Annotated in this window: 24 protein-coding genes and 1 pseudogene; 13 read left to right on the plus strand and 12 right to left on the minus strand. The window is 62.9% G+C overall.

Going from position 1 to position 23,623, the window contains the following annotated elements:
• Positions 1-487: 487 nt before the first annotated feature.
• On the plus strand, positions 488-835 hold the full coding sequence (locus EC839_RS20440) for a helix-turn-helix domain-containing protein (RefSeq protein WP_007159148.1): 348 nt from the start codon (positions 488-490) through the stop codon (positions 833-835).
• Between the two features lie 331 nt (positions 836-1,166).
• Here the strand turns inward: EC839_RS20440 and EC839_RS20450 are convergent, their stop codons facing one another.
• Entirely contained in the window at positions 1,167-1,589 is a 423-nt protein-coding gene (locus EC839_RS20450; RefSeq protein ID WP_007159147.1) for a hypothetical protein, read from the minus strand.
• Between the two features lie 196 nt (positions 1,590-1,785).
• On the opposite strand from EC839_RS20450, the pseudogene EC839_RS20455 reads away from it, so the two are divergent.
• A pseudogene (locus EC839_RS20455) lies at positions 1,786-2,173 on the plus strand (SDR family oxidoreductase); the annotation flags it as partial.
• Positions 2,174-2,261: 88 nt separating this feature from the next.
• Here EC839_RS20455 and EC839_RS20460 read toward each other — a convergent pair.
• On the minus strand, positions 2,262-3,044 hold the full coding sequence (locus tag EC839_RS20460) for a LuxR C-terminal-related transcriptional regulator (RefSeq protein WP_007159145.1): 783 nt from the start codon (positions 3,042-3,044) through the stop codon (positions 2,262-2,264).
• A gap of 139 nt (positions 3,045-3,183) precedes the next feature.
• Here EC839_RS20460 and EC839_RS20465 point away from each other — a divergent pair, with 139 nt between their 5' ends.
• On the plus strand, positions 3,184-3,999 hold the full coding sequence (locus tag EC839_RS20465; RefSeq protein ID WP_007159144.1) for a carbon-nitrogen hydrolase family protein: 816 nt from the start codon (positions 3,184-3,186) through the stop codon (positions 3,997-3,999).
• 107 nt (positions 4,000-4,106) lie between these two features.
• Positions 4,107-5,429 carry an APC family permease gene (locus EC839_RS20470; protein WP_039975331.1) on the plus strand — a complete coding sequence of 441 codons (1,323 nt, stop codon included), beginning with the start codon at positions 4,107-4,109 and terminating at the stop codon, positions 5,427-5,429.
• A 315-nt stretch (positions 5,430-5,744) separates the two neighbouring features.
• Here EC839_RS20470 and EC839_RS20475 read toward each other — a convergent pair whose 3' ends face one another.
• Positions 5,745-5,924 (minus strand): hypothetical protein, encoded by a 180-nt coding sequence (locus EC839_RS20475; RefSeq protein ID WP_039975329.1) that lies wholly within the window; start codon positions 5,922-5,924, stop codon positions 5,745-5,747.
• A gap of 369 nt (positions 5,925-6,293) precedes the next feature.
• On the opposite strand from EC839_RS20475, the gene EC839_RS20480 reads away from it, so the two are divergent.
• From EC839_RS20480 to EC839_RS20515, 7 genes are all read left to right on the plus strand, one after another.
• Positions 6,294-7,316: a 2-keto-3-deoxygluconate permease gene (locus tag EC839_RS20480; protein WP_132833147.1), complete on the plus strand. Its 1,023-nt coding sequence runs from the start codon at positions 6,294-6,296 to the stop codon at positions 7,314-7,316.
• Positions 7,313-8,608: a four-carbon acid sugar kinase family protein gene (locus EC839_RS20485; protein WP_007159140.1), complete on the plus strand. Its 1,296-nt coding sequence runs from the start codon at positions 7,313-7,315 to the stop codon at positions 8,606-8,608. The genes EC839_RS20480 and EC839_RS20485 overlap by 4 nt, the downstream gene beginning before the upstream one ends.
• Entirely contained in the window at positions 8,601-9,602 is a 1,002-nt protein-coding gene (gene pdxA, locus EC839_RS20490; protein ID WP_007159139.1) for a 4-hydroxythreonine-4-phosphate dehydrogenase PdxA, read from the plus strand. Before EC839_RS20485 ends, pdxA begins: the two co-directional genes overlap by 8 nt.
• Positions 9,603-9,656: 54 nt before the next feature.
• Entirely contained in the window at positions 9,657-10,430 is a 774-nt protein-coding gene (locus tag EC839_RS20495) for a DeoR/GlpR family DNA-binding transcription regulator (protein WP_007159138.1), read from the plus strand.
• A gap of 604 nt (positions 10,431-11,034) precedes the next feature.
• On the plus strand, positions 11,035-11,511 hold the full coding sequence (locus EC839_RS20505; RefSeq protein WP_007159137.1) for a heme-binding protein: 477 nt from the start codon (positions 11,035-11,037) through the stop codon (positions 11,509-11,511).
• Between the two features lie 11 nt (positions 11,512-11,522).
• A complete protein-coding gene (gene uraH, locus EC839_RS20510) occupies positions 11,523-11,921 on the plus strand; it encodes a hydroxyisourate hydrolase (protein WP_007159136.1) in 399 nt (132 codons plus the stop codon).
• A gap of 629 nt (positions 11,922-12,550) precedes the next feature.
• A complete protein-coding gene (locus tag EC839_RS20515) occupies positions 12,551-13,324 on the plus strand; it encodes a hypothetical protein (RefSeq protein ID WP_007159135.1) in 774 nt (257 codons plus the stop codon).
• A gap of 10 nt (positions 13,325-13,334) precedes the next feature.
• Here the strand turns inward: EC839_RS20515 and EC839_RS20520 are convergent, their stop codons facing one another.
• The 4 genes from EC839_RS20520 to EC839_RS20535 all read right to left on the minus strand — a co-directional run bounded on the left by EC839_RS20520 (position 13,335) and on the right by EC839_RS20535 (position 16,529).
• The gene (locus EC839_RS20520) at positions 13,335-14,078 is read right to left on the minus strand and encodes an SDR family oxidoreductase (protein ID WP_007159134.1); all 744 of its coding nucleotides are present in this window, start codon (positions 14,076-14,078) and stop codon (positions 13,335-13,337) included.
• Between the two features lie 225 nt (positions 14,079-14,303).
• On the minus strand, positions 14,304-14,741 hold the full coding sequence (locus EC839_RS20525; RefSeq protein WP_007159133.1) for a YqaA family protein: 438 nt from the start codon (positions 14,739-14,741) through the stop codon (positions 14,304-14,306).
• A gap of 113 nt (positions 14,742-14,854) precedes the next feature.
• Complete coding sequence (locus EC839_RS20530; RefSeq protein ID WP_007159132.1) at positions 14,855-15,394, minus strand: thioredoxin domain-containing protein; 540 nt, start codon at positions 15,392-15,394, stop codon at positions 14,855-14,857.
• Between the two features lie 91 nt (positions 15,395-15,485).
• On the minus strand, positions 15,486-16,529 hold the full coding sequence (locus EC839_RS20535; protein WP_007159131.1) for an NAD-dependent epimerase/dehydratase family protein: 1,044 nt from the start codon (positions 16,527-16,529) through the stop codon (positions 15,486-15,488).
• Between the two features lie 161 nt (positions 16,530-16,690).
• Here EC839_RS20535 and EC839_RS20540 point away from each other — a divergent pair, with 161 nt between their 5' ends.
• The gene (locus EC839_RS20540; RefSeq protein WP_007159130.1) at positions 16,691-18,082 is read left to right on the plus strand and encodes a CoA transferase; all 1,392 of its coding nucleotides are present in this window, start codon (positions 16,691-16,693) and stop codon (positions 18,080-18,082) included.
• 39 nt (positions 18,083-18,121) lie between these two features.
• Here the strand turns inward: EC839_RS20540 and yghU are convergent, their stop codons facing one another.
• From yghU to EC839_RS20555, 3 genes are all read right to left on the minus strand, one after another.
• Positions 18,122-18,955, minus strand: a complete 834-nt coding sequence (gene yghU, locus EC839_RS20545) for a glutathione-dependent disulfide-bond oxidoreductase (RefSeq protein WP_007159129.1) — start codon at positions 18,953-18,955, stop codon at positions 18,122-18,124.
• Between the two features lie 120 nt (positions 18,956-19,075).
• Positions 19,076-19,978 (minus strand): AraC family transcriptional regulator, encoded by a 903-nt coding sequence (locus EC839_RS20550; RefSeq protein ID WP_039975323.1) that lies wholly within the window; start codon positions 19,976-19,978, stop codon positions 19,076-19,078.
• Positions 19,979-20,044: 66 nt separating this feature from the next.
• Positions 20,045-21,139: a GNAT family N-acetyltransferase/peptidase C39 family protein gene (locus tag EC839_RS20555; RefSeq protein WP_007159127.1), complete on the minus strand. Its 1,095-nt coding sequence runs from the start codon at positions 21,137-21,139 to the stop codon at positions 20,045-20,047.
• A 139-nt stretch (positions 21,140-21,278) separates the two neighbouring features.
• Here EC839_RS20555 and EC839_RS20560 point away from each other — a divergent pair, with 139 nt between their 5' ends.
• Complete coding sequence (locus EC839_RS20560; RefSeq protein ID WP_132833148.1) at positions 21,279-22,772, plus strand: RimK family protein; 1,494 nt, start codon at positions 21,279-21,281, stop codon at positions 22,770-22,772.
• Between the two features lie 57 nt (positions 22,773-22,829).
• Here EC839_RS20560 and EC839_RS20565 read toward each other — a convergent pair whose 3' ends face one another.
• Entirely contained in the window at positions 22,830-23,027 is a 198-nt protein-coding gene (locus EC839_RS20565) for an SEC-C metal-binding domain-containing protein (protein ID WP_007159125.1), read from the minus strand.
• 1 nt (position 23,028) lies between these two features.
• Complete coding sequence (locus EC839_RS20570; protein ID WP_007159124.1) at positions 23,029-23,511, minus strand: LEA type 2 family protein; 483 nt, start codon at positions 23,509-23,511, stop codon at positions 23,029-23,031.
• Positions 23,512-23,623 lie beyond the last annotated feature (112 nt).

Genomic DNA, 23,623 nt, shown 5'->3' on the forward strand with positions numbered 1-23,623 from the left:
CTGCTCAAAAATTGAGCAGAAGCAGTTGAACACCTGGGTCAGTTTTCAGTCGGCAGAACAGCCTCTACTGGGTCAGTTTTCGGTCAGCGGCAACAGCTTGCGAAGTGGCTGGCGTCGATACCTTTCTGAGGGAGCGAATAGATACGGGAGTTCTTGGTGTGCTTCATGATGCGTATACCTCGATTTTCCTAACGTCCGTCTGTGGGTCGATTAATCGATCCTGTCCGGTCAGGTCGCTCAGCACTTCAGTCTGCACTCGATGGCTTGGAGGTATTTCAGCCTTAGCAGCAGCCTTAAAGGTGCTATTGCCCAAGGTGCCGGGCCAGCCATGTCTCTGGTGACCAAGAGGATTCCGGCCCTCTAACTAGCTGCCCATGAGCAGCTAGGCGAGCTTTAGCAAGCCAACCTATAGGGTTGATATTCAACCTGTAATGCCCTTCATGTCAACAGGGTGTCGCTCGACCATTGAGGTTGAAGGGAGGGCGTCATGGCTGAGTACGATACGGCGGCATTGGCAGGTCTGGTGGGGCGAGCCATTGCTCGGCAGCGCATCCGCTGTGGGTTCACCCAGGAGCAGATCGCCGAACGATTGGGGATAGGCAACGAAGCGGTATCACGCATTGAGCGCGGTCTGGTCATGCCCAACATCGAGCGCTTATTGTCTCTGGCGGAGGTATTCGGCTGTGAAGCAGCGGACTTGCTGACCGAGGCAAGTGCCCGGCCTCAGGATCAGGCCCGACATCTCGAAACGCGCCTGGCTACCCTCAGCGCCGAGGATCGCCAGCTGGTCATGGAGTTGCTTGAAAGCCTGATTCAGCGACTGGGACGCGGTTGAGTGAGCGACAGGGGGGCCTGATTCTCGCACCCTAGACTCTCTCAGGCAGTTGCCTGGGAAGGAGCAGTGCCGGCTCCTCGACGGGACCTGGTGTATGTGCGCTTGCAGGAATAGCGGGCACAAAAAAGCCCTCGCGAGAGGGCTCCTTCACCGGCGACAGAGTTACACGAGCAGGTGGGCGAGATAGGCTACGCCAGCAGTAAAGGCCGCGCCGCTGAGTACGGGCACCGCGATCCACAGAGGATTGGCCTGACGCTTACGGTACCTGGCAGACTTCTCAAGAACCGCGTCGACCTCAGCGCGTGTGGCTTCTACCCGACGGCGTCTCGACTCATTTATGGCTTGTGCGTTCATGCGCTACTCCTTTGGAGGGCGGCGCCTCCGGGGCCTTATTCACGGCCGATATGAGCGTGATCATAACACCGGTGATTACTGCTGCAAGCGTGGCCCATTTTCGAAATGAGTCGACGCGTAGCTCTGTGAGTTCGATGTTGAGCTTGTCGATCTCCAGCAGAGTCTTCTCCAGCGTCAGCTCAGCCTGATACCGAGCAATTTGTTCCTCTTCGGCCGCGATATCAGCAGGCGACAGCTCGAGCCGCGGATCTATAGGGTCTTCATCGAAATCGCCCGCAGATAGCCCTAATGGCGGCTCCTGTCTATTGGACATACAGTACCCATCTTTGATTAGTGGAAAAATAAGCGGCGCTAAGCCACCTCTTACGATCGCCTGCTGCGCCCGGCCAAAGGTGAACATGCGCGGCGCGTCGCCTACTCGCGCCGCGTTTCCAAATCGGGCGGCCCTCAGACACGGTCGTCGGTCAAAGAACGCAGGTCCTGGCGGCTGTGGCTGATTTAGGTCCCGACCGAACGACTACGGGTCGGTGTCAACCTGCGCAAATTTAATTGTCTTCCCGGCTTTCCTCGCTACGACCGCTCTCAACCGATGCTGGTGCCGCGAGGCCATCAAGGCAACGATGCCCAACAAATCCGGGGATATCGTCAACGTGGTCTCATACGCATCCTGCTGTGCGTTTCCCACCATCGACGCCTAAGGGACACACTGGCCAACTGACCCGCACGCTCGCGCTCGAAGCCATCGAGCATAGCATCCGCGTCAACGCGGTCGGGGTCGGCGACGTCGTCACCAACATCCTTAATGACGTGGTCGGCGACGGCCCGGGTTGTCTTGCCCAGCACGGCGAAGCCGCGCCCATTGGCCGTGCTGCGCAACCGGAGGAAATTGCCGAGATTGTCGCCTTTCTCACCTCGGACCGCGCAAGCTTCATGGTCGGCTCGGTGGTCATGGCCGATGGCGGCATGACTGTCACCGCCGGTTGATCAACCCATCACGCATACAGGGGGGCCCTCATGAGCATGCTGACCAGGTTGCTTTCTTCATTGCACTCCGCGGTGCAAATCTGTGGCGTCATCCGCGCTGAGCCTGCAGGAAAACCGCGAACAGCTCCGACTGCGACTTGATGCCCAGCTTGCTGTAGACGTGCTTGCGGTGCACCTTCACGGTCTCAGCCGAAATGGCGAGTTTGCGCGCCACTTCTTTACTGGAGTACCCGCTGAGGACCAGGCGCGCCACTTCCAGCTCGCGACCGGTCAGCGCCGTTTCTACTTGGCGTGCCATCCGTTCAAGGCGCTCCTGCCAAGGGGGAGCAGCTGTCGGCTCGCTGGGCTCCGGCTCGTAGCGCAGGCGCTGGCGCACCAACGCGGTAACCCAGGGCGCTACCAGAGAGAGCAGGGCTATCTGGTCAGGTTGGAAGCGTTGCCGTGAACCCAGTGACAGACACAGCGTTCGAGCACCGGGGAGGGCGACATTGAACTGCACCTCATCAGCGACCACGTTGAGCCTGAAGTAGCGCTGGTAGTAGTCCGTTTGCTCGAAACAGTCAGGCGCGATTTCGCTCAAGCGTACAAGACCCTCACGCTGACTCTCGCGACTGGCGATGTAGAACGGATCGAGCAGGTACAGGCCGTGCAGGTAGTCCTGAAAGAGCCGGTCCGGTGCACCGTCGTCGCCGGGACTTTCGGCCAGCACCTGCGGGCGTCCCTCGCTAAAGATCAACGCCACCCAGCTGTCGTGATGTACGTACTGCTCCAGCGAGCGGGTCATGGCACGCCAAAAATGCGGGCGTTCGAGCGCTTCGATGAGTTCGGCCACGGTCTGATGGAAGGCGATGTCGTGCAAGGTCATGGTCATCTGTCTACCCCTATGGGGTTACCCCGCGTGCGTAATTCCGCCTGTGTGGCTCCGCCTCCATACTCGACTGCGGACGGAGGGGTGTCCGCATTTTGTGTTTGCCCCCCACGTGATGCAACACCAAGAACGGAGCCCCGTCATGCAAGTTGAACTCGCTCAGCTCACCGGTCGTGATGGTGATACGGCCCACAATCTCGCCCAGGCCCTGCAGGCTATCGCGGCGTGCAGGGCGGGCACTCGCCTGTTGGTGTTCCCCGAGACCTACCTGACGGGCTTTCCGACGCCAGAAAACGTTGCAGCCCTGGCTGAGCCTTTGAATGGCCCGAGCCTGACGGCTATCGGCAAGGCAGCGGCTGCGCGTGGGCTGGCTGTTGCCATCGGTTTTGCCGAGGACGACGGTGGCACGTTCTATAACACCACTGTGTTGATGGACGGGCAGGACATTGTGCTGACCTACCGCAAGACGCACCTGTGGGCGTCGGATCGCGGCGTGTTCGCGCCGGGCGATCGCTACGCCACTGCGCTGCTGGACGGCGTACGGGTCGGCTTGCTGGTGTGCTTCGACATCGAATTCCCTGAGAGCGCACGGGCCCTGGGTGAGCTTGGCGCAGAGCTGCTGATCGTCACCAACGGCAACATGGACCCCTACGGGCCGACGCACCGAACCGCGATTATGGCGCGGGCGATGGAAAACCAGGCCTATGCGGTCATGACCAACCGGGTCGGCGCAGGCGATGACGGTCTGGTATTCGCCGGTGGCAGTGCAGTGGTCGACCCCAACGGCAGCCTGCTGCTGGAAGCCGGTCGAGAGCCCTGCGCGCAGTCCATCTCCCTGGACTTTCATCGCTTGGCCGAAGCCCGCCGTGACTATCGCTACCTGGAAGAGCGCCGCATGACGCTGCCAGGTACGCGTATCGACCATGCCAATGGCGTGCGTGAGCTACTGATCCCCTGACATTTCCCTTCTGAAGGGCGCCACAGACGCGCCCGTTGCGGCTTTGCCGCGCGCTTTTGCCGACTTCGGTCCTGCCATAACAACGTATAAAATGGGAGTAACCAGTAATGGCTCGTCTGCAACGATCCCTCTCTCTGGGAGCGGTGGTGCTGTTCGGCATCGCCTACATGACGCCGATCATCGTACTCGGCACGTTCGGCATCCTTGCCGAGATCACTCACGGCGCCGTATCAGCGGCCTACCTGGCCGCTGCGGTGGCGATGTGCTTCACCGCGCTGAGCTACGCGCGAATGGCCAAGCTCTTTCCGGTAGCCGGGTCGGCCTATAGCTATGTGCGCCACAGCATCAGCGATCACCTCGGGTTTATCGCTGGTTGGGCGGTGTTGCTCGACTACCTCTTCCTGCCGATGGCGATCTGGCTGATCGGCGCGGCTTACCTTCATTCGGCGTTCCCGCAGCTGCCCCAGGCGCTGTGGGTGCTGACGTTCATCCTGGTCACCAGCGTGATCAACATCGTGGGCCTGCACCTGGCCAAGGGCATCAACAGCGTACTGATGCTGGTGCAATTTCTGGTGCTGCTGGCCTTCGTGGCGCTGTGCGCGCATTACATATTGGGCGACGCCAGCAAGCCGCTGTTGTCGCTGCAGCCGTTCGTGGGCGAGGGCGTGAACCTGCCCCTGGTGATGGCGGGCGCGGCGGTAGCCTGCTACTCCTTCCTGGGCTTTGATGCGGTCAGCACCCTGACGGAGGAAACCCGCGACCCTCAGCGCACCATTCCTCGGGCGATCCTGCTGATCACCCTGATCGGTGGACTGATCTTCGTGGTCACGGCCTATTTCGTTCAGCTGGCTCATCCGTCCACCCAATTTGAAAGCAGCGATGCGGCCGCTTACGAGATCGCACGCAATATCGGCGGTGATCTGTTTGTGTCGGTCTTCCTGATCGGGTTGATCGTGGGCCAGTTCACCTCGGGCTTGTCGGCGCAGGCCAGCGCCTCGCGCCTGATGTTTGCCATGGGCCGCGATGGCGTGCTGCCCAAGGCGCTACTGGGCACCCTGAGCCCGCGCTTCGGTACGCCGGTAGGCGCTATCCTGGTCTGTGCGGTGGTCGCACTGCTGGCCCTGCAACTTGACGTCACCACCTCGACCTCATTCATCAACTTCGGCGCCTTTCTGGCGTTCAGCCTGGTGAACCTCTCGGTGATCGTTCACTTCGCGCGTCAGCCCCAAAAGCGTGGCCCCCTACAACTGGTGCTCTATCTGCTGTGTCCGCTTATTGGTCTGTTGGCGACGCTCTGGCTGATGATCAGCCTCGACCGCTTGGCGATCATGCTTGGCTGCAGCTGGCTGATGCTCGGTGGACTCTATCTGGCTTGGCTGACGGGAGGTTTTCGTAGCCGGCCGCCCGCCCTTAGTTTCGAAGCTGAGTAGGGGGAAGTCGCTGCATCGTTGCTGCTCAAGGCCAGCAGCTCAATCAGGCCGTCGACGGACCGCTTGTACGCCCTTGTCGGCGGTTTTACCTGATACCGGACCATTGCCGTATCAACTGCGGGGGCCTTTTAGGCTCCTCGCCCAGGTGCTTGCCCAGACCCGGCAGTCGGTTTAATGAAATGATAACGCGGCGTACGGTATGCACCTAGACCACGCCAGGACGGGAGCTGAGCGTGTGGGTCGCGAGTCGCTAACGGTCGCTACTGACTCATCCGCTCACAGGTCCTGCGTAAATCAGCATCAGCGAGTCAACCCTTAGAAAACCGCGTCGACCTGAACCAGGCCCTGCTGCCTGAACGGGGTTAGGACCTCGGTCGCGGTGGCATCAGTAATCAGCGTCCAGTCCGTCTTCAGTAGTGTCCAGTGCTGCTGGCGATCACGACCCAGCTTGGTCGAGTCGTCAAGCACGCACGCTTCGGCTGCCTGTTGGATCATCAGTCCCTCAAGGTATGCCGTCCCACAATGGTCAGACATCTCTCGCCGCGCCTGTCGATCAATTTCCCCCTCTCGGCGGCCACGCCTTCCAGCTTGACGCGTTGGGCATTCGAGTATTGGCCAAGCAGCTCTACGTTGGTGTCCCGATCTGCCTCGTGTGTTGTGTGCTGACGCAGGCCGTTCGCTGATCCCCGCTAACGCTCATCCTGCTCAAATCGATCAAAATTCTGTTTGATTTGCGCATTCTATTTATCTTCCGTATGCTGATTTGCGCGAAACGGTCAAGAAATTGATCGGTTTGCTCAGTATGCTTTCGCAACCGTTCCACCCCCCATCACTGCGGCACCTATAAAAACAAGGAGCTCTCCCGTGGCCCAGATTCCAATCAAGCGCAGTATCGAGCGTGTACCCGGTGGCATGATGATTGTGCCGTTGTTGATCGGCTCGCTCGTCGCTACCTTCCTGCCGGACATGCCGAAGTTCTTCGGTTCGTTCACCAACGCGTTGTTCACCGGGTCGCTGCCCATCCTGGCGGTGTTTTATGTGTGCATGGGCGCGAGCATTGATATCAAGTCGACGCCTTATTTGCTGAAAAAGGGCGGGGTGCTGTTTGGCACCAAGGTCGGCACTGCGATGGTAATTGGCGTGATCATGGGCCAGTTCCTGGGTGAGCAGCCGATCAGTTCGGGAGTGTTCGCTGGGCTTTCCACTCTGGCAGTGGTAGCAGCGATGAACGACATCAATGGCGGCCTGTACATGGCGCTAATGGGTCAGTACGGACGCTCCGAAGATGTGGGGGCCTATTCGGTGATGTCGCTGGAGTCGGGCCCGTTCCTGACCATGGTCACCCTGGGCGTTGCCGGGCTAGCGGCCTTCCCTTGGCCAACGCTGGTGGGCGCGATCCTGCCGCTGCTGCTCGGGATGTTGCTGGGCAATCTCGACCGTGAAATGCGCGAGTTCCTGGCCAAGGCCGTGCCGGTGATGATCCCCTTTTTCGCCCTGGCGCTGGGGGCGAGCCTGGACCTGCACAAGGTATGGCAGGCCGGCTTACTGGGCATCGGTCTGGGCTTGGCCGTAGTGGTCCTCACGGGCATCCCCCTGTACTTCGCGGACCGCGCCTCGGGAGGTACTGGCGTTGCAGGGGTGGCAGCGGCGAATACCGCAGGCAACGCGGCAGCGGTGCCTGCGCTGGTGGCGGCGGCCAACCCGATCTACACCGAAGCGGCCAATTCCGCCACCTTGCTGGTGGCCGCCTGTGTCGTGGTGACCGCTGTGCTGTCGCCGATTCTCACGGCGTCGGTCGCCAAGCGTTATCAGGCGCGTCACGGTGCGGCACTGGAAGGCGCGAACGAGCGTGACGGTGCCGACGCGCGGCGGGAGGTCATTCGATGACGTTGTTGATCATCGCGGACGATCTATCGGGCGCGGCGGACTGTGCCATTGCCTTCGCGGGCGCCGGACAGAGCACGGTCGTGGCCCTGGATCCATCCCACGATACCGGGGGTGCGGAGGTGGTGGCCATCGATACCGACACTCGTCGGCTCTTACCAGCACAGGCAGGTGAACGCACTCTCAAAGCGTGGCACACCCTGCGCCGACCGGGGCAGCGCCTGTACAAGAAGATCGACTCCACCCTGCGTGGTAACTGGGCGGCGGAAGTTGCCGCCTTGAAGCTAGACGCGGGTCTGGCAATCATCGCGCCCGCCTTCCCAGCCACAGGGCGAACCACACTGCAAGGCAAGGTGTGGGTTAACGGTCACTCACTCGAGAGCACAGACACTTGGCAACTCGAGCATGCCGGCCGTTGCGCGGATATATCCACGCTGCTTGAGGAGGTCGGCCTTCGCGTGGCCAGGCTGCCGCTGGAGACGCTGCGCGGTGACGCGGCAGCGCTGGCCCGACTTATCGCGGACACGGCAGGCGGGCTGGCCGATGCGCTGATTGTCGACGCTGAGAGTAGCGAGGACCTGCGGATCCTGGCCCGGGTAACGGCCCAATTGTCGGAACCGCTGTTCTGGGTGGGTTCGGGCGGCTTGGCCCGGGAAATGGCTGCGCTGCCTGAATTGCTTGGCACGCCATCGCCGATGCCGACCACTACGCGGAAAAAATTCGCGCCTACGTTGGTGCTGGTCGGCAGCCTGTCCAGCGTGTCCGAGCGCCAGTGCGCGATGCTTAAGGATCGCGCTGGCGTTACCGAATTGACGGTGCCGCCGGCGGTATTGCGCCAAGGCCCTTCACACGCGGACTGGGCCCAGTGGGAAGCTCGTATCGGCCAGGTGCTCGGTGGTGGCAACGACCTACTGGTCCGTATCGGCCGGGATGAGACCTTCAACCCTGCCGAGGGCGCGCAGCTTTCTACTTCGCTCGCGCAGCTCGTGAAGCAGCATTTTGTCTATGTCGGCGGCCTGGTCGCAACGGGCGGCGAAACCGCACGGGCCATGTTGGGAGCCGTCGGCATTGGCAGCCTCCAGCTGCTCTGTGAAATCGAAGCGGGTGTCGCATTCGGGCATCCCATTTCTACCCGCGAAGGGCACCGTCCCGGGGTGGTGACCAAAGCGGGTGCGTTCGGCACGGATCACGCGCTGTACGCCGCCTGGCTGCATATGCACAACGCTGTCGAGCCCGCGCATGACGCTGCGGGTCCTATCTTAAATTCTGCGCTACAAGGTACCCATCATGAGTAATTATCTACCCGTCATCGGCATCACCATGGGCGATGCGACCGGGGTAGGCCCGGAAATCATCGTCAAGAGCCTCGCCCACCAGGTGGTGTACCAACAGTGCCGCCCACTGGTGATCGGCGATGCGCAGCGCTTGGAGCAGGCGAACGAGATCGTCAAGGGCAGCGCCAAGGTGCGTCGCATCCAAGATGCCGATGAAGCGCGCTATGAGCCAGGCATCATCGACTGCATCGACCTGGCGCTGATCCCTGCAGACCTGCCCTTCGGTCAGTTGTCGCCCATCGCCGGTGACGGCGCCTATCAATACATTGCCCGGGCAGTGCAACTGGCCGAAGCTGGCCAGATCGACGCCATCTGTACCGCCCCGCTAAACAAAGAGGCGCTGCATGCCGGGGGCCACAAATACCCGGGGCACACCGAAATGCTTGCCCACCTGACCCATGTTGACGAAGTGTCGATGATGCTAGTGGCACCTCAGTTGCGGGTGATCCACGTCACCACGCACATGGGCATCATCGACGCAATTCGCAAGATTGAGCCCGGCCTGGTCCAGCGCACCATCGAACGCGGCAATGCCACCCTGATCAAGGCAGGCATCGCCCGGCCGCGCATCGGTGTGTGTGGCATCAACCCGCACGCAGGTGAAAACGGCCTGTTCGGCTACGGCGAGGAAGAGGAAAAGATCATCCCGGCCGTAAAACTGTTACAGGCGCAGGGCCTGGACGTGACCGGCCCGCTGCCGGCCGACACCTTGTTCTTCCGCGCCGGCCGTGGGGATTTTGACCTGGTGGTGGCCATGTATCACGACCAGGGGCATGGCCCAGTCAAGGTCCTGGGTTTGGAGGCGGGGGTGAATGTTACTGTCGGCCTGGACGTTATTCGCACCTCGGTCGACCACGGCACGGCCTTCGACATTGCCGGCAAGGGTATCGCCGACGAGCGCAGCCTGCTCGAAGCACTGCGTCAGGGAGCTGAGCTGGCCACTCGTCGAGGGTGAGGGCTTGCGTCACCCTTGTGTAAGATTGTCGGCCCTTTCGTCACAAGGCCGTCTATGAAAGCCGCCGACCGTCATCGCGCCATCCTCGAGCTGGTGCGCGCCCGAGACACCCACGTCGAGCAATTGAGCGCAGCTCTCGGCGTGTCGGAAGCCACCGTGCGCCGCGATTTGGCTATGCTCGCCAAGCAGCGGCACCTGGTGCGCACCCACGGCGGCGCGACGGCGCTGCTCGGCATGCACGAGCCTGAAGCCTCGCTGGAAGAGCGCAAGGCCAGCCAGCGAGATCAGAAAGACGCCATCGCCAGGGCAGCGGCCAGGCACGTGGAAGACGGTGACACACTGTTGCTCGACGGCGGCACCACCTGCGCGGCGCTGGCGTTGCACCTGTGTGCGCGGCAGAACCTGCATGTGGTCACGAACAATCTGCTCGCGGTGACACCCCTGGCCAACGCGCCGGGCGTTCGCCTGACCCTGATCGGCGGCGACCTACGCGGTTCGAGCATGAGTACCCTCGGCCCGCTGGCGGAGCTGACCCTCAGCCGCCTGAGCGTGGACAAGGCGTTCCTAGGGGCGGACGGTGTGGTGGCCGAGTTCGGCCTGTGCGAGGCAAGCGACCAGCAGGCCTACTTGAAGGAGTGCATCATCAAGCGCGCTGCCCAAGTGTTCGTTCTCGCCGACGCCGACAAACTTGGTCGTGCCCGCCAGCAACACTGGACGCCTCTTGAACGGGAATGGACGCTTATCACCGATTCCCAAGCGCAAGAGACACAATTGGAGTCCTTCAGAGCAGTGGCGCAGATCAGGGTCGAGACGGCTACCGTAGACTGACGAGGTTGTGGCAGCCGGGCGCTGGCTGCAAATCGGCAGGCGTTTTAGACCGGGCGCGGCAAAACATGCCCTGTACCGTAGGTGCCTGCTACGGATCTCAAAACGGCGTCCTTGCCTTCGCTTCGAGCGCTGTCGGCAGTGCCACAGATGGTTTTGCCGCGCCGCAGTCGGGCGGCAATCTATTCAAGGGCACAGGGACAAGCCGGAAGGTTTCTGCAATCAAGAGTTCAGCAAACTCGTTGAGATTATGTCGATGGTCGTCGCGGGTAGGGATACCTGGGGATAGCCGCTATCACCCACCGCCAAAATCCGGCCGAACCGGTGCACCATTGTCGCCGGGACTTTCCGCCAGCATCTGCGGACGCCCCTCACTGAAAATCAAAGCCACCTAGCTGACGCGGTGTACGTACTGTTTCATCGAAAGCACTGCCGGGGCAAAGCGGCATAACCTCAGCCTGACGTTTTTGATCGGACCACGAGGCAAGGCGGCATTGTAGATACAGCTATCTACCTGATGAAACTGACAAAATTGTCATGCGGCAGTACCGGTTTCTGACCGAACGATCAGGATAATTTGGCGAGGTCATCTTCTGGACCTCGAATCATGTCGCGCTTTTTTTCCTGTCTGACCGTCACGCTGCTGGGTGCCACATTGCTCGGTCAGGCGCAGGCGGCCCTGCCGCAGCACCCCGATCTCGACCTTGATGCCGCGCATCGTCTGGCGCAGGCCGCGCCTTGCAGCGCAGCGCTCGCGGTACTCGACCGCAGCGGCCAATTGATCCTCCTGCAGCGCGATACCCGCGTTGGACCCCACAACGCCGAAGCGGCGCGACGCAAGGCGTTCACAGCCCTGTCTACTCGCACGCCGTCGCAGGCGCTGGCCGAGCGTGCCCGGCAGAACCCAGACGCCGCCAATCTCGTCACGCTGCCCGAGTTGCTGCTGCTAGGGGGCGGCATCCCCCTCTATGAAGGTGACCAGCTGGTCGGCGCCCTGGGCATCGCCGGTGCCGGCGGGGATGGGGCGGACGAGCGTTGCGCGCTGGCGGCCGCCGAACATCTCAATCTCACATCCCATCCTTGAAGGAGACCTCCATGAAGACCTTTGTTCTCTTGTCTGGCCTGGCTCTGTCCGGCCTTGCGATCGCCGCACCCAATCCCCTAAGTGTCCATGTACTCAACCTGGAAGACGGTAAGCCGTCGGCGGGGGTGCATGTGACCCTGGAGCGGCAGGTGGGGCAGGGCTGGCAGTCACTGGCAGAAGAGGTCACCAATGACCAGGGCCGGGTGCCGGCACTGTTTCCCAAGGAAAAGACCTTCGAGAAGGGTGAATACCGCGTGGTCTTCAAGACCGGGGACTACTATCGCCAGCAGGGCCGTAGCGCCTTCTTCCCGGAGATTCCCGTGGTGTTTAACGTCACCCAGCCGGAGCAGCACTACCATATTCCGCTGTTGCTCAGCCCCTATGGTTTCAGTACCTATCGCGGCTCCTAGCGCCTAGCAGCAGGGCGAAATAGGCGTAAAGCGCCTCAGGTCGCGGCGCTCCTGCGAGACCTCGACACGATACGCCCCTGCCCATCCGGCAAGATGCATGGGAATCGCGGTACGGCGGCTATCCGGCGTGATAGCGACGTCCAGAATCCGCGACGGATCCTTGGCCTCGCTGTGGCGGCCCCTACCTTTCGTCGCGCGAGCAGGCTGCGCGTGGACCAAACCGTGAAGGAGACAGCACGCGGCTGCAAGGCGGAAGACTAGGATCAAGCGTCTTACCTAGCCAGTGCGCGCTGTCAGCGGTTGATCTCGTCTGCCATGCCCACCGCGGGTGAGCCTACCCGCAGGTACCGGCCTACCTCTGGCGCATCCTCAAGGGATCCAGTTCCGTCCAGGGCCTGGTTTCAGCTGGTGTCGTGTGAGCGGCCTAGGACAGGAGGAATCGAGATGGTCACTAAACATCGCGTTAATCCTTTTTGCCTCCCGTTAATTTTTCGATCGATGTCGACAATAATGTCTGACTAATGGCGTCCGCCGTGTCTTTGCTGGGAGCCGATGCCTATGCCGCCTGATCGATCTCTTTTCCTGTCACTCCCCCTGGCCGGGTGCTTACCTGTCGCAGGCTCAAGGCGATGAGCCAGGATTTCGCTGCGCTCAGGGGCAGCCAGCAAGGCCCGGTGCTCTTGCTGGCCTCAGGACCTTCAGCGGGTGAGCTCTGCCTGGACGCCTGGCGGGATGTGCCGGTCATCACCATGAATGGTGCTATCGCCAAGTTGGCCGATAGCGCCATCGAACCAATGTTCTACGTCTGCAGTGATCTGAGCTTTGCGCTTCAGCAACCCGAGCTCTATGCGTCGGGGCTTGAGCGGGCCCGGCACCTGGCCTTGTGGCCGGAGGCCATCGAAGGACTGTCGGAGCGCCTGCGCGGCAAGGCCCATATGCTCAGGCGCGCGCCCAGCACGCGCCTGGAGCACTACCTGGGGGTCGAGCGGGAGCAGGCGCAGCGCGCCCGGGCGCTACTCAGCCGGCGGGCGCGTGACATTGGTTTCAGTCGCGATATGGACTACGGCATCTTCGATGTGCGCACGGTGGCCTACATCGCTTTGCAACTGGCTTATCACCTCGGCTTCACCGAGATCTATCTCGCCGGTGTCGATCTCAACGCGCAGGCGCCGCGCTTCTATGAGGGCAGCACGGGCCCGAGATCACCCTGCGGCCTGGACGAGCATCTGCACAATCGCATCCTGCCCGGGTTCAAGGTCATGCAGGACGTCATGACCGCCGAGGGCCGCCAGGTCTTCAACCTTTCGCGTAGCAGCCGCATTCCTGCCCAACTCATTCCACGCGCCGATCTGGCGGTTGTCGAGGCAGCCTGGCTGGGACTGCGGACGCGCCAGGCCGGTTGAGGTCGCGAGGTCAGTATTCCTGACGCGTGGGGCGGAAGAGGATCTCGTTGATGTCCACGTCGTCCGGCTGACTCAAAGCGTAGATGACGGCCCGGGCAAAGGCGTCGGCCGGGATGGCCAATTCGTAGAGTTTGCGGACATTTTCCGCGACATCAGCTTCAGTGATGGTGTTGGGCAACTCGGTTGCCACCGCGCCGGGCGAGAGAATGGTGGTGCGCAGGCCGTAGGGCTTGACCTCCTGGCGCAAGCCTTCGGAGATGATCCGCACGGCGTGCTTGGTGGCCGAATAGACGGTGCTGCCGGCGCGGACCTTATGGCCGGCGACCGAGGCGACGTTGATGATATGGCCGCTTTTCTGTGTCTGCATGGTCGGCAGCACCGCGGCGATGCCGTAAAGCACGCCCTTGATATTGACGTCGATCATCTGGTCCCAGTCTTCCAGACGCCGCCGGTCCAGCGGAGAATGCGGCATCAGCCCGGCATTGTTGAGCATGACGTCGACACGGCCATGACGCTCCAAGGCCAGATCGACCAACGCCTGTACCTGCTCGGCCTGGGTCACGTCGGTGGCCTTGACCTCGACCTGGGCGCCCGTGGCCCGCAGATCGCTTGCCAGTGCCTCCAGGCGTTCAAGCCGGCGAGCGCCCAGCACCAGATGCGCGCCGTGTTGGGCCAGCATACGCGCGGTAGCCTCACCCAGGCCGCTGCTGGCCCCTGTAATGACTACGACCTTGTCTTGGATGGTGTCGCTCATGGAAAGGCGCTCCTGAAGGCTGTTGAAAGTCATCAGACTTCCTACCTGCCCCAAGGTGCATCGGCCAATAAGGCTGTCATCCGCTAGGCTTCGCTTAGGTACGTCTACGGCAGGCCCTCAAGCGCCACGACGTTTTGTCGAAAATTTGAGCCCGACCAGTCCGTCTCACGGCCAGCGCCAGCGAACGTTTTCAGGCTGAAGCCAGAGCCGACGTAAGACACCGAGTCAGCGCCAACCGAGGGTAAGACTCCAGACCACGCCGTAGCGCGTGGCCTTGGCCAGAGTCACCACCAATAGAAAGCGCCACAGGGGCTCGCGCATCACCCCGGCCACCAGGGTCAGGGGATCACCGATAACGGGCGTCCAACTGAGCAGCAGCGACCACCAGCCCCAGCGCTGATAGGCCGCCTGAATGCGGTCAAGTCGTTCCGGCGATACCGGAAACCAGCGACGCTGGCGGAAGCGCTCGAGGTGGATGCCAAGCCACCAGTTCAGCATGGAACCCATGACGTTCCCTAGCGTGGCGGCCAGCAGCAGAAGCGGTGTGGCGTAGCGTTCGGTCAGCAGCAGCCCTGCGAGGGCCGCTTCCGATTGCAGCGGCAACAGCGTGGCCGCACCGAAGGCGAGGGCGGCCAGGCCCAGATAGACACTCAGGGCTTCCAAGATGGCGTTACAAAGGGGAAGGCCATAGAGAGTCTGTCTCGGATCGGGAGGAAGCCGCCGAGCATAGCGCGAGTGACCGGGCTATGCCTTTTCTGCCTCATCAGCTCCGGCGCTCAAGCCAGGCGAACAATCCAATCCGCGACCGAATCGCCGCTGCTGATATCGGGCTGCACCAGGCCATCGATCATGAAGGTTGGCGAGACGTGGATGCCGTTCTGCCGGGCGTACTTGCAGTGCCACTTAATGGCGTGCTGCAGGTCCGGATTGGCGAAGGCGTCGGCCAGGGCCAGGCCGCTGTAGCCTTCCAGGCGCGCAATGATGTCGTTGGGCGTGGCGTCGCGATTGGGTCCCGTGGCGTGATCGGTGAACTCGAATTCCTCGCGATGGGCGGCGACCGCTGCCAGCACCGCCTTAGCGCTGTCCTTACCGCCTTCCAGGGTGGCGGCAGCCAGCACACAACGCACCACCACGCCGGAGAACAGATGCCAGGGTTGAGATTGCAGGCGGATCTTCAGGGTGATCCGGTCCGGGCCGGCCTGGGTGAGCAGGTCGTCGAGCTTGTTGAAGGCCTTGACCGAGAAGGGGCAGGTCGGCTCGAGAAAGACCTCGAAAGTGCGGGGGCCGTGACCCCAGCTGAGAGTGTCTGCGTACATCATGAAACTCCAACAGCGATGAGCGAAGCGATCAGGTTGAGACCGCATGCCGTCCCGGACGTTTTCGCGCATCAGGACGGCGTGGGACGCCTCAGGGGATCAGCCGTCGCCGGCGCATGTCCTCTAGGTGCGCGAGCAAGACTTCATCGGACCTCAGGATCATTCGCTCGAAGCCCGCTTGCCGGGCCTTGGTCACATCGAAGATGGCGTCCTTCTCGACGTGGAAGATGAAATCGCCAAAGGCACCGGGCGCGATTCGCTCGGGGTCGGCCTCGGCTAGCCCTTCGCGCTGCGCCAGTGCTTGCCACACCGGCTTCAGCGCGGTCAGGCGCTGGGCCAAGGAGATGGGTTGCGGCTCGCCCACGTCCAGCCCGAACCAGTCGGCCAGCTGCGGCCAGACGTGACTCCAGCGAAAGACATCGCCATTGGTGAGATTGAAGGCGCCGTCACGTTCCTCTTCGGCTGCCCAGACCGCGGCTTCACCCAATAGCGGCGCGGCGGTGACGTTGACCAGGGCGCCGCGATAGGCCTGGTCCGTTCCGGGGAATTGCATGGCGGTGCCGGTCGCCTTGCACAGGGCGCCGTAGAGGCCGATCAGGTTTCCCAGGTTCATGGCTGAGCCCAGCGAATGGCCGATGACGATGTCGGGTCGCAGCGCCGTCCAACGAATGCCGTCGGCTTCGAGACTACGGACGAAGTCCTCATGACGGAAGTAGAGGTTGGGCGGGAAGTGGCGGCTGTCGTCTTCCCGGGCCGGGGTCTTGTACACCCCCAGGTGGGCGCCATAGATCTTGCCGCCCTGGACGAAGGTGATGCGGGCCAGAGGGGCGCCGGCACTTCGTACTGCGGCGACCAGGTTCTCCAGCATGGCGGCGTTTTCGTCCGCCTCGACCCCCGGGTCGGTGTTGGGCTTGAGGGCGCTGTAGAAGAGGTGCGTGACACCAGCCAGACTGGCCTTAGCTGCTGCCAGGCTATCGCTGTCCAGCAGATCGGCCGTCAGATGAGGAAAGCGACTTGGTGCTTGTTTCGAGCGGCCGACGGTGGTGATGGACCAGCCGGTCTTGGCGAAGGCCTCCAGCACGGCCTGGCCTATGATGCCGCTGGCGCCGGCGATGAGGAGCTGTCGTTCGGTCATTGGGTCTCCCGATAGCGTAGTGGGCTGATGAAGGGGAGACCCAGGCAAAGGGCGATTTGTCCCCGTGTCAGGCTAGACGGTAGGCATACGAAAGCGGATGTCTTGCCAGGGCATACCCGGCTACTGTGGCAGCGATGCCCGCTGACTCGGAGGTTCTACCCTTGACCCGCCCATCCAGCACTACAGTCACCTTTCAATCCCTGCTCGGCGAACTTGTCACCGCGCTTGGCCTGCCTGCGGCCCGAATTTCGGACGTGCAGGTCCTGGGCAGTGACAGCCTTGTCTCCTGCTTCCCGGTCAGCGACCTTGCCACGGCGGCGATCGGTGTCGCTGGATTGGCCTCTGCCGACCTGCTGGCCGAGAGAGGATCCGTAGTCCCGGTGCAGGTGGATCGTCATCTCGCCGCGGCCTGGTTCAAGACGACCTTGCGTCCCCTGGGCTGGGAATTGCCCGCCGTCTGGGATCCCATCACCGGCGATTACCGCACCCGCGATGGCTGGCTGCGGCTGCACGCCAATGCGCCTCATCACCGAGAGCGCGCCTTGGCCGTGCTCGGCTGCGCCAATAGCCGCGATGCCGTAGGGCAGGCCATGGCGGGCTGGTCTGGCGAGGCCCTGGAAACGGCCCTTGTCGCTGCGGGCGGCTGCGCGGCGAGGCTGCGCACGCAGGCGCAGTGGCAGGCGCATCCTCAGGGGCAAGCCGTCCGCGCCGAACCCCTGATCGCCCAGGAATGGACAGCCGCCGATATCACAGGCAATTGGCGGCCCGATCCGCAACGCCCCCTGCGGGGCATCCGCGTCCTCGACCTGACCCGCATCCTCGCCGGGCCGATCGCCACGCGCCTGCTGGCTGGCCTGGGCGCCGAGGTGCTGCGGATCGATCCACCCGCTTGGGACGAGCCGGCTCAGGCGCCGGAGGTCACCCTGGGTAAGCGCTGCGCGCGGCTCGACCTCAGGCGGCCCGCCGATCGCCAGAGATTCGAGTCGCTGCTGGCCGAGGCGGACGTCCTGGTGCACGGCTATCGCGCCGATGCGCTGGAGCGGCTGGGTTACGGAGCTGCGGCGCGACGTGCTCTGAATACCGGCCTGATCGATATTTCGCTCTGTGCCTATGGCTGGAGCGGTCCCTGGTCGCTACGAAGGGGTTACGACAGCCTGGTGCAGATGTCCTGTGGCGTCGCAGCGGCTGGCAGCGCCTGGCAAGGCGTGGAAGCGCCGGTGCCTTTGCCGGTACAGGCGCTCGATCATGCCACCGGCTACCTCATGGCTGCCGCCGCCCTTCGCGGGCTGGCGCTGCGTCAGCGGGAGGGACGAGCACTGACGGCGCGACTGTCCCTTGCCCGTACCGCCTGGCTGCTGACCGAGCGACCCGGGGCGTGCAGCGGTCCGGCGTTTGGAGGGCCGGAGGAGGGAGACTACGGAAAGACGCAAGAGCTTACCGCGTGGGGGCCGGCGCTGCGCTTGCGGGCGCCGCTGAGGATCGGCGGGGTCGAGCTGCAGTGGCAACGCCCCGCGACACGACTCGGCTCCGCGACCGCGGACTGGAGCCGCTAGCGGCGGCGGATGCATGCCGCCGCCGCCCGTTCCTCCGGATCAGTCGAAATCGCTGGCCGAATGCCGTTCGGCCAGTTGCTCGCCCGGCTCACCCCAGGTGCGATTCACCCGGCGCCCACGTTGCACCGCTGGACGCGCGGCGATGGTCTGCGCCCAGCGTTGCACGTGGGTGTAGTCCTGCACGGAAAGGAATTCCGCGGCGTTGTACAGCTGCCCGAGCACCAGGTTGCCGTACCAGCTCCAGATGGCGATGTCGGCGATGCCGTATTCCTCGCCGGCCACATAGCTGCGCTCCGCCAACAGGCGATCGAGCACATCGAGTTGGCGCTTGGTTTCCATGGCGTAGCGGTTGATGGGGTATTCGAGCTTTTCTGGCGCATAGGCGTAGAAATGGCCGAAGCCACCACCGACGAAGGGCGCCGAGCCCATCTGCCAGAACAGCCAGTTAAGGGTCTCGGTGCGGCCGGCATGATCCTTGGGAATGAAGGCGCCAAAGCTGTCGGCGAGATAGAGCAGGATGGCACCGGACTCGAAGACGCGCAGCGGCTCGGCGCCGCGGCGATCCACCAGGGCCGGGATCTTGGAGTTGGGGTTGATTTCGACGAAGCCGCTAGAAAACTGCTCGCCCTCGCTGATGCGGATCAGCCAGGCGTCGTATTCGGCGTCGGCATGTCCGGCCGCCAGTAATTCCTCCAGCAGGATGGTCACCTTCATGCCATTGGGCGTGCCCAGGGAATACAGCTGGAAGGGATGCTCGCCGACCGGCAGTTCCTTGTCGTGGGTCGGGCCGGCAATGGGACGGTTGATGCTGGCGAAGTTGCCGCCGGAGGTGGTGGGGGTCCAGACGCGGGGGGGAGTATAGGGTTCGGTCATGGTGGCACTGGCCTCAGTGGGCAAGGGTTGGTAGTTCGATCATAACCGAACTTTACGCCAGGTCTGTTCAATGGCTCTCAAGCTTGCAACAAACCGAATCCAGGGACGCCATTAAGGCGCTCAGGCGTTCTGTTCGGTCAGCCGCTGCGCCGTCAGGGTGCGGTACTGACGCGGGGTCATGCCCTTGAGCTGGTGGAAGCGTCGATTGAAGTTGGAGATGTTGTTGAAGCCGGCCTCGAAGCAGATGTCGGTGACCGGCATGCTGCTGTGGGAGAGCATCTCGCAAGCCTTGCTGATGCGCAGGCTGTTGACGAATTCGACGAAGGTGCGGCCCGTAGCCTGGCGGAAGAAGCGCGAGAAATAGGTCGGCGTCATGCCCAGGTGCTCGGCCACTTCCTCCTGGGTAAAATCACGCTGGTAGTGATCGAAGATGAAATTTAGCGCCCGGTTGGTGCGATCCACCGCCTGTTCGCTGGCCGTGGCCGGTTCGACGCTGCCTGACAGCAGCTGATAGCGCTCCGAGGTGGCCAGTGCCTCCATCAGCACCAGGAAATGACCGAGGCGGGTGGCGCCACCGCTCTCGGAGATCTGTTGCAGCAATACCTCGGCGCGGGCGATCAGTTGCGGATCCTGGAATTCGATGCCGTAGCGGGCGCGCTCCAGCAGCGGCGCCAGGCCGCTGAGTTCGGGAAATACCGCCGTGGCATTGTCCACCGTCTCGTTGGTGAAGTTGACCAGCATGTCGCGCTTGGACACCACCTCGCCCTCGGCGACGCGGCTGATCCAGTTGTGCGGCAGGTGAGGACCGGTGAGGAACAGGCTGCCGGGATAGAAGTTGCCGATGTAGTCGCCGATGAAGGCGGTCCCCGAACTGGCCACGATCAGGTGCAGCTCGTATTCCTTGTGGAAATGCCAGCGCACCAGCGGGCAGGGAAAACCATGTTCCCGGTAGATCACCGAGTGACCGCTTAAGTCCTCCATCAATTCGTAGGAGGGATTGCGCTTGCGCAAGGACTGACTCATGGACCGCCCCGTCGTTCTTGTTGGCCTTGATCCTGGCCCTGTTCGACGTCCGTCGCAACCCCGGATTCAGCCGGTGCGCAGGATCACCGCCGCGCGCAGCTTGCCGCGGCCGAAGCGACTCATCTTGTCGAACTCGGCGTGGGACACGGGGATGTGCTGGCAGTCCAGTTCGCGGCGGTGCTGGCTGTGGTCGACATCGGGATCGTGCAGGTAGACGAAGTCCTCGTCGCAGTCGGTGACCAGCACCCAGTGCGGCCCCTTGGCCTTGGTCAGGCGGAAGGAGCTGATCAACACCAGCGGGAAGGCGCCCTGGTTGACCCAGTGGGCAATGTCCAAGCGCGTCCGGTAGAGGCGCTCGATGGGCGATTGCTTGACCTCGGCGCTGAAGTCCTCGTGTACCAGGCGCATCACCTCCTTCTTCTCCTCGCTGCGCACGCCGTCGAGGAACAGGGGGCCCCGGGTATTGACCTGCAACGTGACCTTGAAGCCCCGGCGCAGCGCAGCCAGGGCCAGGCCATGGGGCCCGCAGCCGCCATGGCCGGCGGTCATGTAGATGGTGGTGGCTTCGCGCCACAGCCGCAGTTCTTCGCGCCGCTCCAGTGGCCGGCCGGGCTGCAGGGCGCCCATGGCCATCAGCAGGCTGGCTGGGCCGCAGGTGAAATCGGTGGTCTGGCGGTAGAAGGGTACCGGTCGGGCCTGACCCTCGCGCGGCTGGCGGATGCGCTTCTCGAAGCGCAGCGCCTGGCTGTGGTCTTCGTAGTAGTCCTCCACCGTGGCGAAGGGCAGATAGCCGTTGCGCTCGTAGAGGGCGATGGCGGCGGCGTTGTCCGGCCGGACCTCCAGGCGCAGGTAGGCGCAGTCGCGCTCTACCGCCTCGGCTTCGGCAGCCTCCAGCAGGCGCTGGCCCAGGCGATGGCCGCGCGCCTCAGGGTCGACGGCGATGGAATAGAGACGCGCCAGCGAGGTGTTCTCATGGAACAGCACCAGGGCGTAGCCGGCCACCTGGCGGTCATTTTCCGCCAGGATCAGGACCGCGTTCGCACGGGTGAGCATGTAGTGGAAATTGCGCCGGGAAAGGCGGTCATAGCTGAAGCAGCGGGCTTCCAGATCGACCAGCGCCGCCAGATCGTCCAGCCCGGCGGGCCTGAGCATGAAACTCATCGCGAAGGATTCTCCTGGAGCAGAGCGGGCAGCCTGGCATGGTTAAGCAACGGTTAATAGCACCCGCGTTACAACAGTTGGAGTTGTCCGGCGGCATCCGGGTTTCCGCCGGGACCACGCCCCGCAACCAGGAGGTCCAGTGAGCAAGCTGTATATCGTCGTGGAACGCAAGGAAGACTGGTCGTCCTACTATCCCAGCGAAGACGTCATCACCGCCCAGGAATACCTGGAGCAATCCAACGAACAGGACAATGGCAAACGCGTGCAGGTGATCAACCTCTGCCGCAGCCAGAAATACCTTGGCCACGGCTACTACTGCTCGCTGCTCGCCGAAGCCCGGGGGCACAAGGTCATCCCCTCGGTGCGCACCATCAGCGAACTGGCGCGTAAGTCCCTCTACGGCCTGGCACTGGAGGATCTGGACAAGCTGCTGACCAAGGCGCTGGCCGGTCATCCCTATGGCAGTGCCGACGGCTTCACCCTCACGCTCTATTTCGGCAACACCGACATCGCCCCCCTGCAGGACCTGGCGCGCCAGGTGTTCGAGGCCTTTCCCTGTCCGCTGCTGCTGGTGGAGTTCCGCCGCGATCGCGCCGGTTGGCACATCGGCGGCCTTAAGCTGGGCAGCATCCACAAGCTACACGAGCAGCAGGAAGACCTCTTCGCCAACGCCCTCGACGGCTTCAGTCGCCGCGTCTGGCTAAAGCCTGGCCGCCGCGAGAAGTACCGCTTCGACCTGGCCATCCTGCACGACCCCAAGGAAGCCTTTCCGCCGTCCGATGCCAAGGCGCTGAAGAACTTTGTGCGCGTCGGCAAGCACCTGGGGCTGGACGTGGAGCTGATTGAAAAGAAGGATTACGCGCGGCTGGGCGAATTCGATGCCCTGTTCATCCGCGAGACCACGGCCATCGACCACCACACCTATCGCTTCGCCAAGAAGGCTGAAAGCGAGGGCCTGGTAGTGATGGACGACCCGCGCTCCATCCTGAGATGCACCAACAAGGTCTATCTGGCCGACCTGCTGCGTGCCCACAAGCTGGACATGCCCGCCACCGAGATCCTCTACAAGGACAATCCCGGTCAGCTCGAAGGCCTCGGCGAGCGCCTAGGTTTCCCGCTGGTGCTGAAGATCCCCGACGGCTCCTTTTCCCGTGGCGTCATCAAGGTCGAGGACGCCGCGCATTTGCGCAAGGCCAGCGCCGAGCTGTTCGAGCGCTCGGTGCTGCTCCTGGCCCAGGAATTCTTCTATACCGAATACGACTGGCGCATCGGCGTGCTCAACCAGGAGCCGATCTTTGCCTGCCAGTACTTCATGTCCAAGGGGCACTGGCAAATCTACGACCACAGCGCCAGCGCGACGGAAGTCAGTGGCGATTTCCGCACCCTGGCGGTGCAGGACGCGCCCCATGCGGTGGTCGAGTTGGCAGTACGCACCGCCAACCTGATCGGCGATGGCCTCTATGGCGTGGATCTGAAACAGGCGGGCGACAAGCTGGCGGTGATCGAGGTCAATGACAACCCCAACATCGATTGTGGGGTAGAGGACCTGGTGCTCAAGGACGATCTCTACGCCCTGGTGCTGGAGGAATTCATCCGGCGGCTGGAGTCGCAACGCGGCGGGCAGCCCTGGTAACGCGCCAGGGTCGCGGAGCGGGTGAGGGCAGGGCCTCACCCGTCGCTCAAAGCGCGATTAGGCGCCGTGGCACTTCTTGAATTTCTTCTCGCTGCCGCACGGGCAGGGATCGTTGCGACCCACTTCCTTCAGCGGATTGCGCACCGGCTCCTGGGCCGGGCCATGGTTGCAGTGCGGGCCATGCACATGGTGGGCATGGCCGTGATCGTGGTCGTGGTCGTGATTGCAATCGGGACCGTGGACGTGCTGGTTCATCTTATAACTCCGGGATGTAGGCGCCAGGCACGAACTGCCCCTGGCGAGAAAAATGGACACTGCGTCCGAACAGCCAACCGGTCTTCACCCGGCCACGCAGGCGGTAGTTGATCGGCTGCTCGGGATTTTCGAGCATGCGGCCCACGTCCTTCACGTAGCGCCACAGATTGGTCTGCACCGGTACGCTGAAGCTGCGCTGACCATTGGCCGGCACCGACGAGTGCAAGTTGGTGGTCCCCTGGGACAGCAGCAGATCGTTCAGGTAGACGGTGTAGGCCAGGCTGCGCACAGGTAGGGCGCTGTCGTTAGGGTTCTGGACCCGGAAGTGCAGCACGAAGTCCTGGCTCCACAGCCGCGCGCGGATCAGCTCCACGCCGGTCAGTTCGACCTGGGGCTCGTCATAGTTGCGCCCGATGTAGGTACAACCGCCAAGGCTGCCCAGCAAGACGCCGAGCAGGGTGATGAACAAGGCCTGGCGAAGCATGCGGCACTCCCGTTTTCTGCGCAGTTTAACAAGCACCGATTGCTGCACAAGTCGGGGCCGCTTGGGCACAGGCTAACAAAAAAACACCTGGGCCTGGCGACCGTGCGGGCTG

Source organism: Pseudomonas sp. JUb52, assembly GCF_004341115.1.
Lineage (GTDB): Bacteria > Pseudomonadota > Gammaproteobacteria > Pseudomonadales > Pseudomonadaceae > Chryseomonas > Chryseomonas oryzihabitans.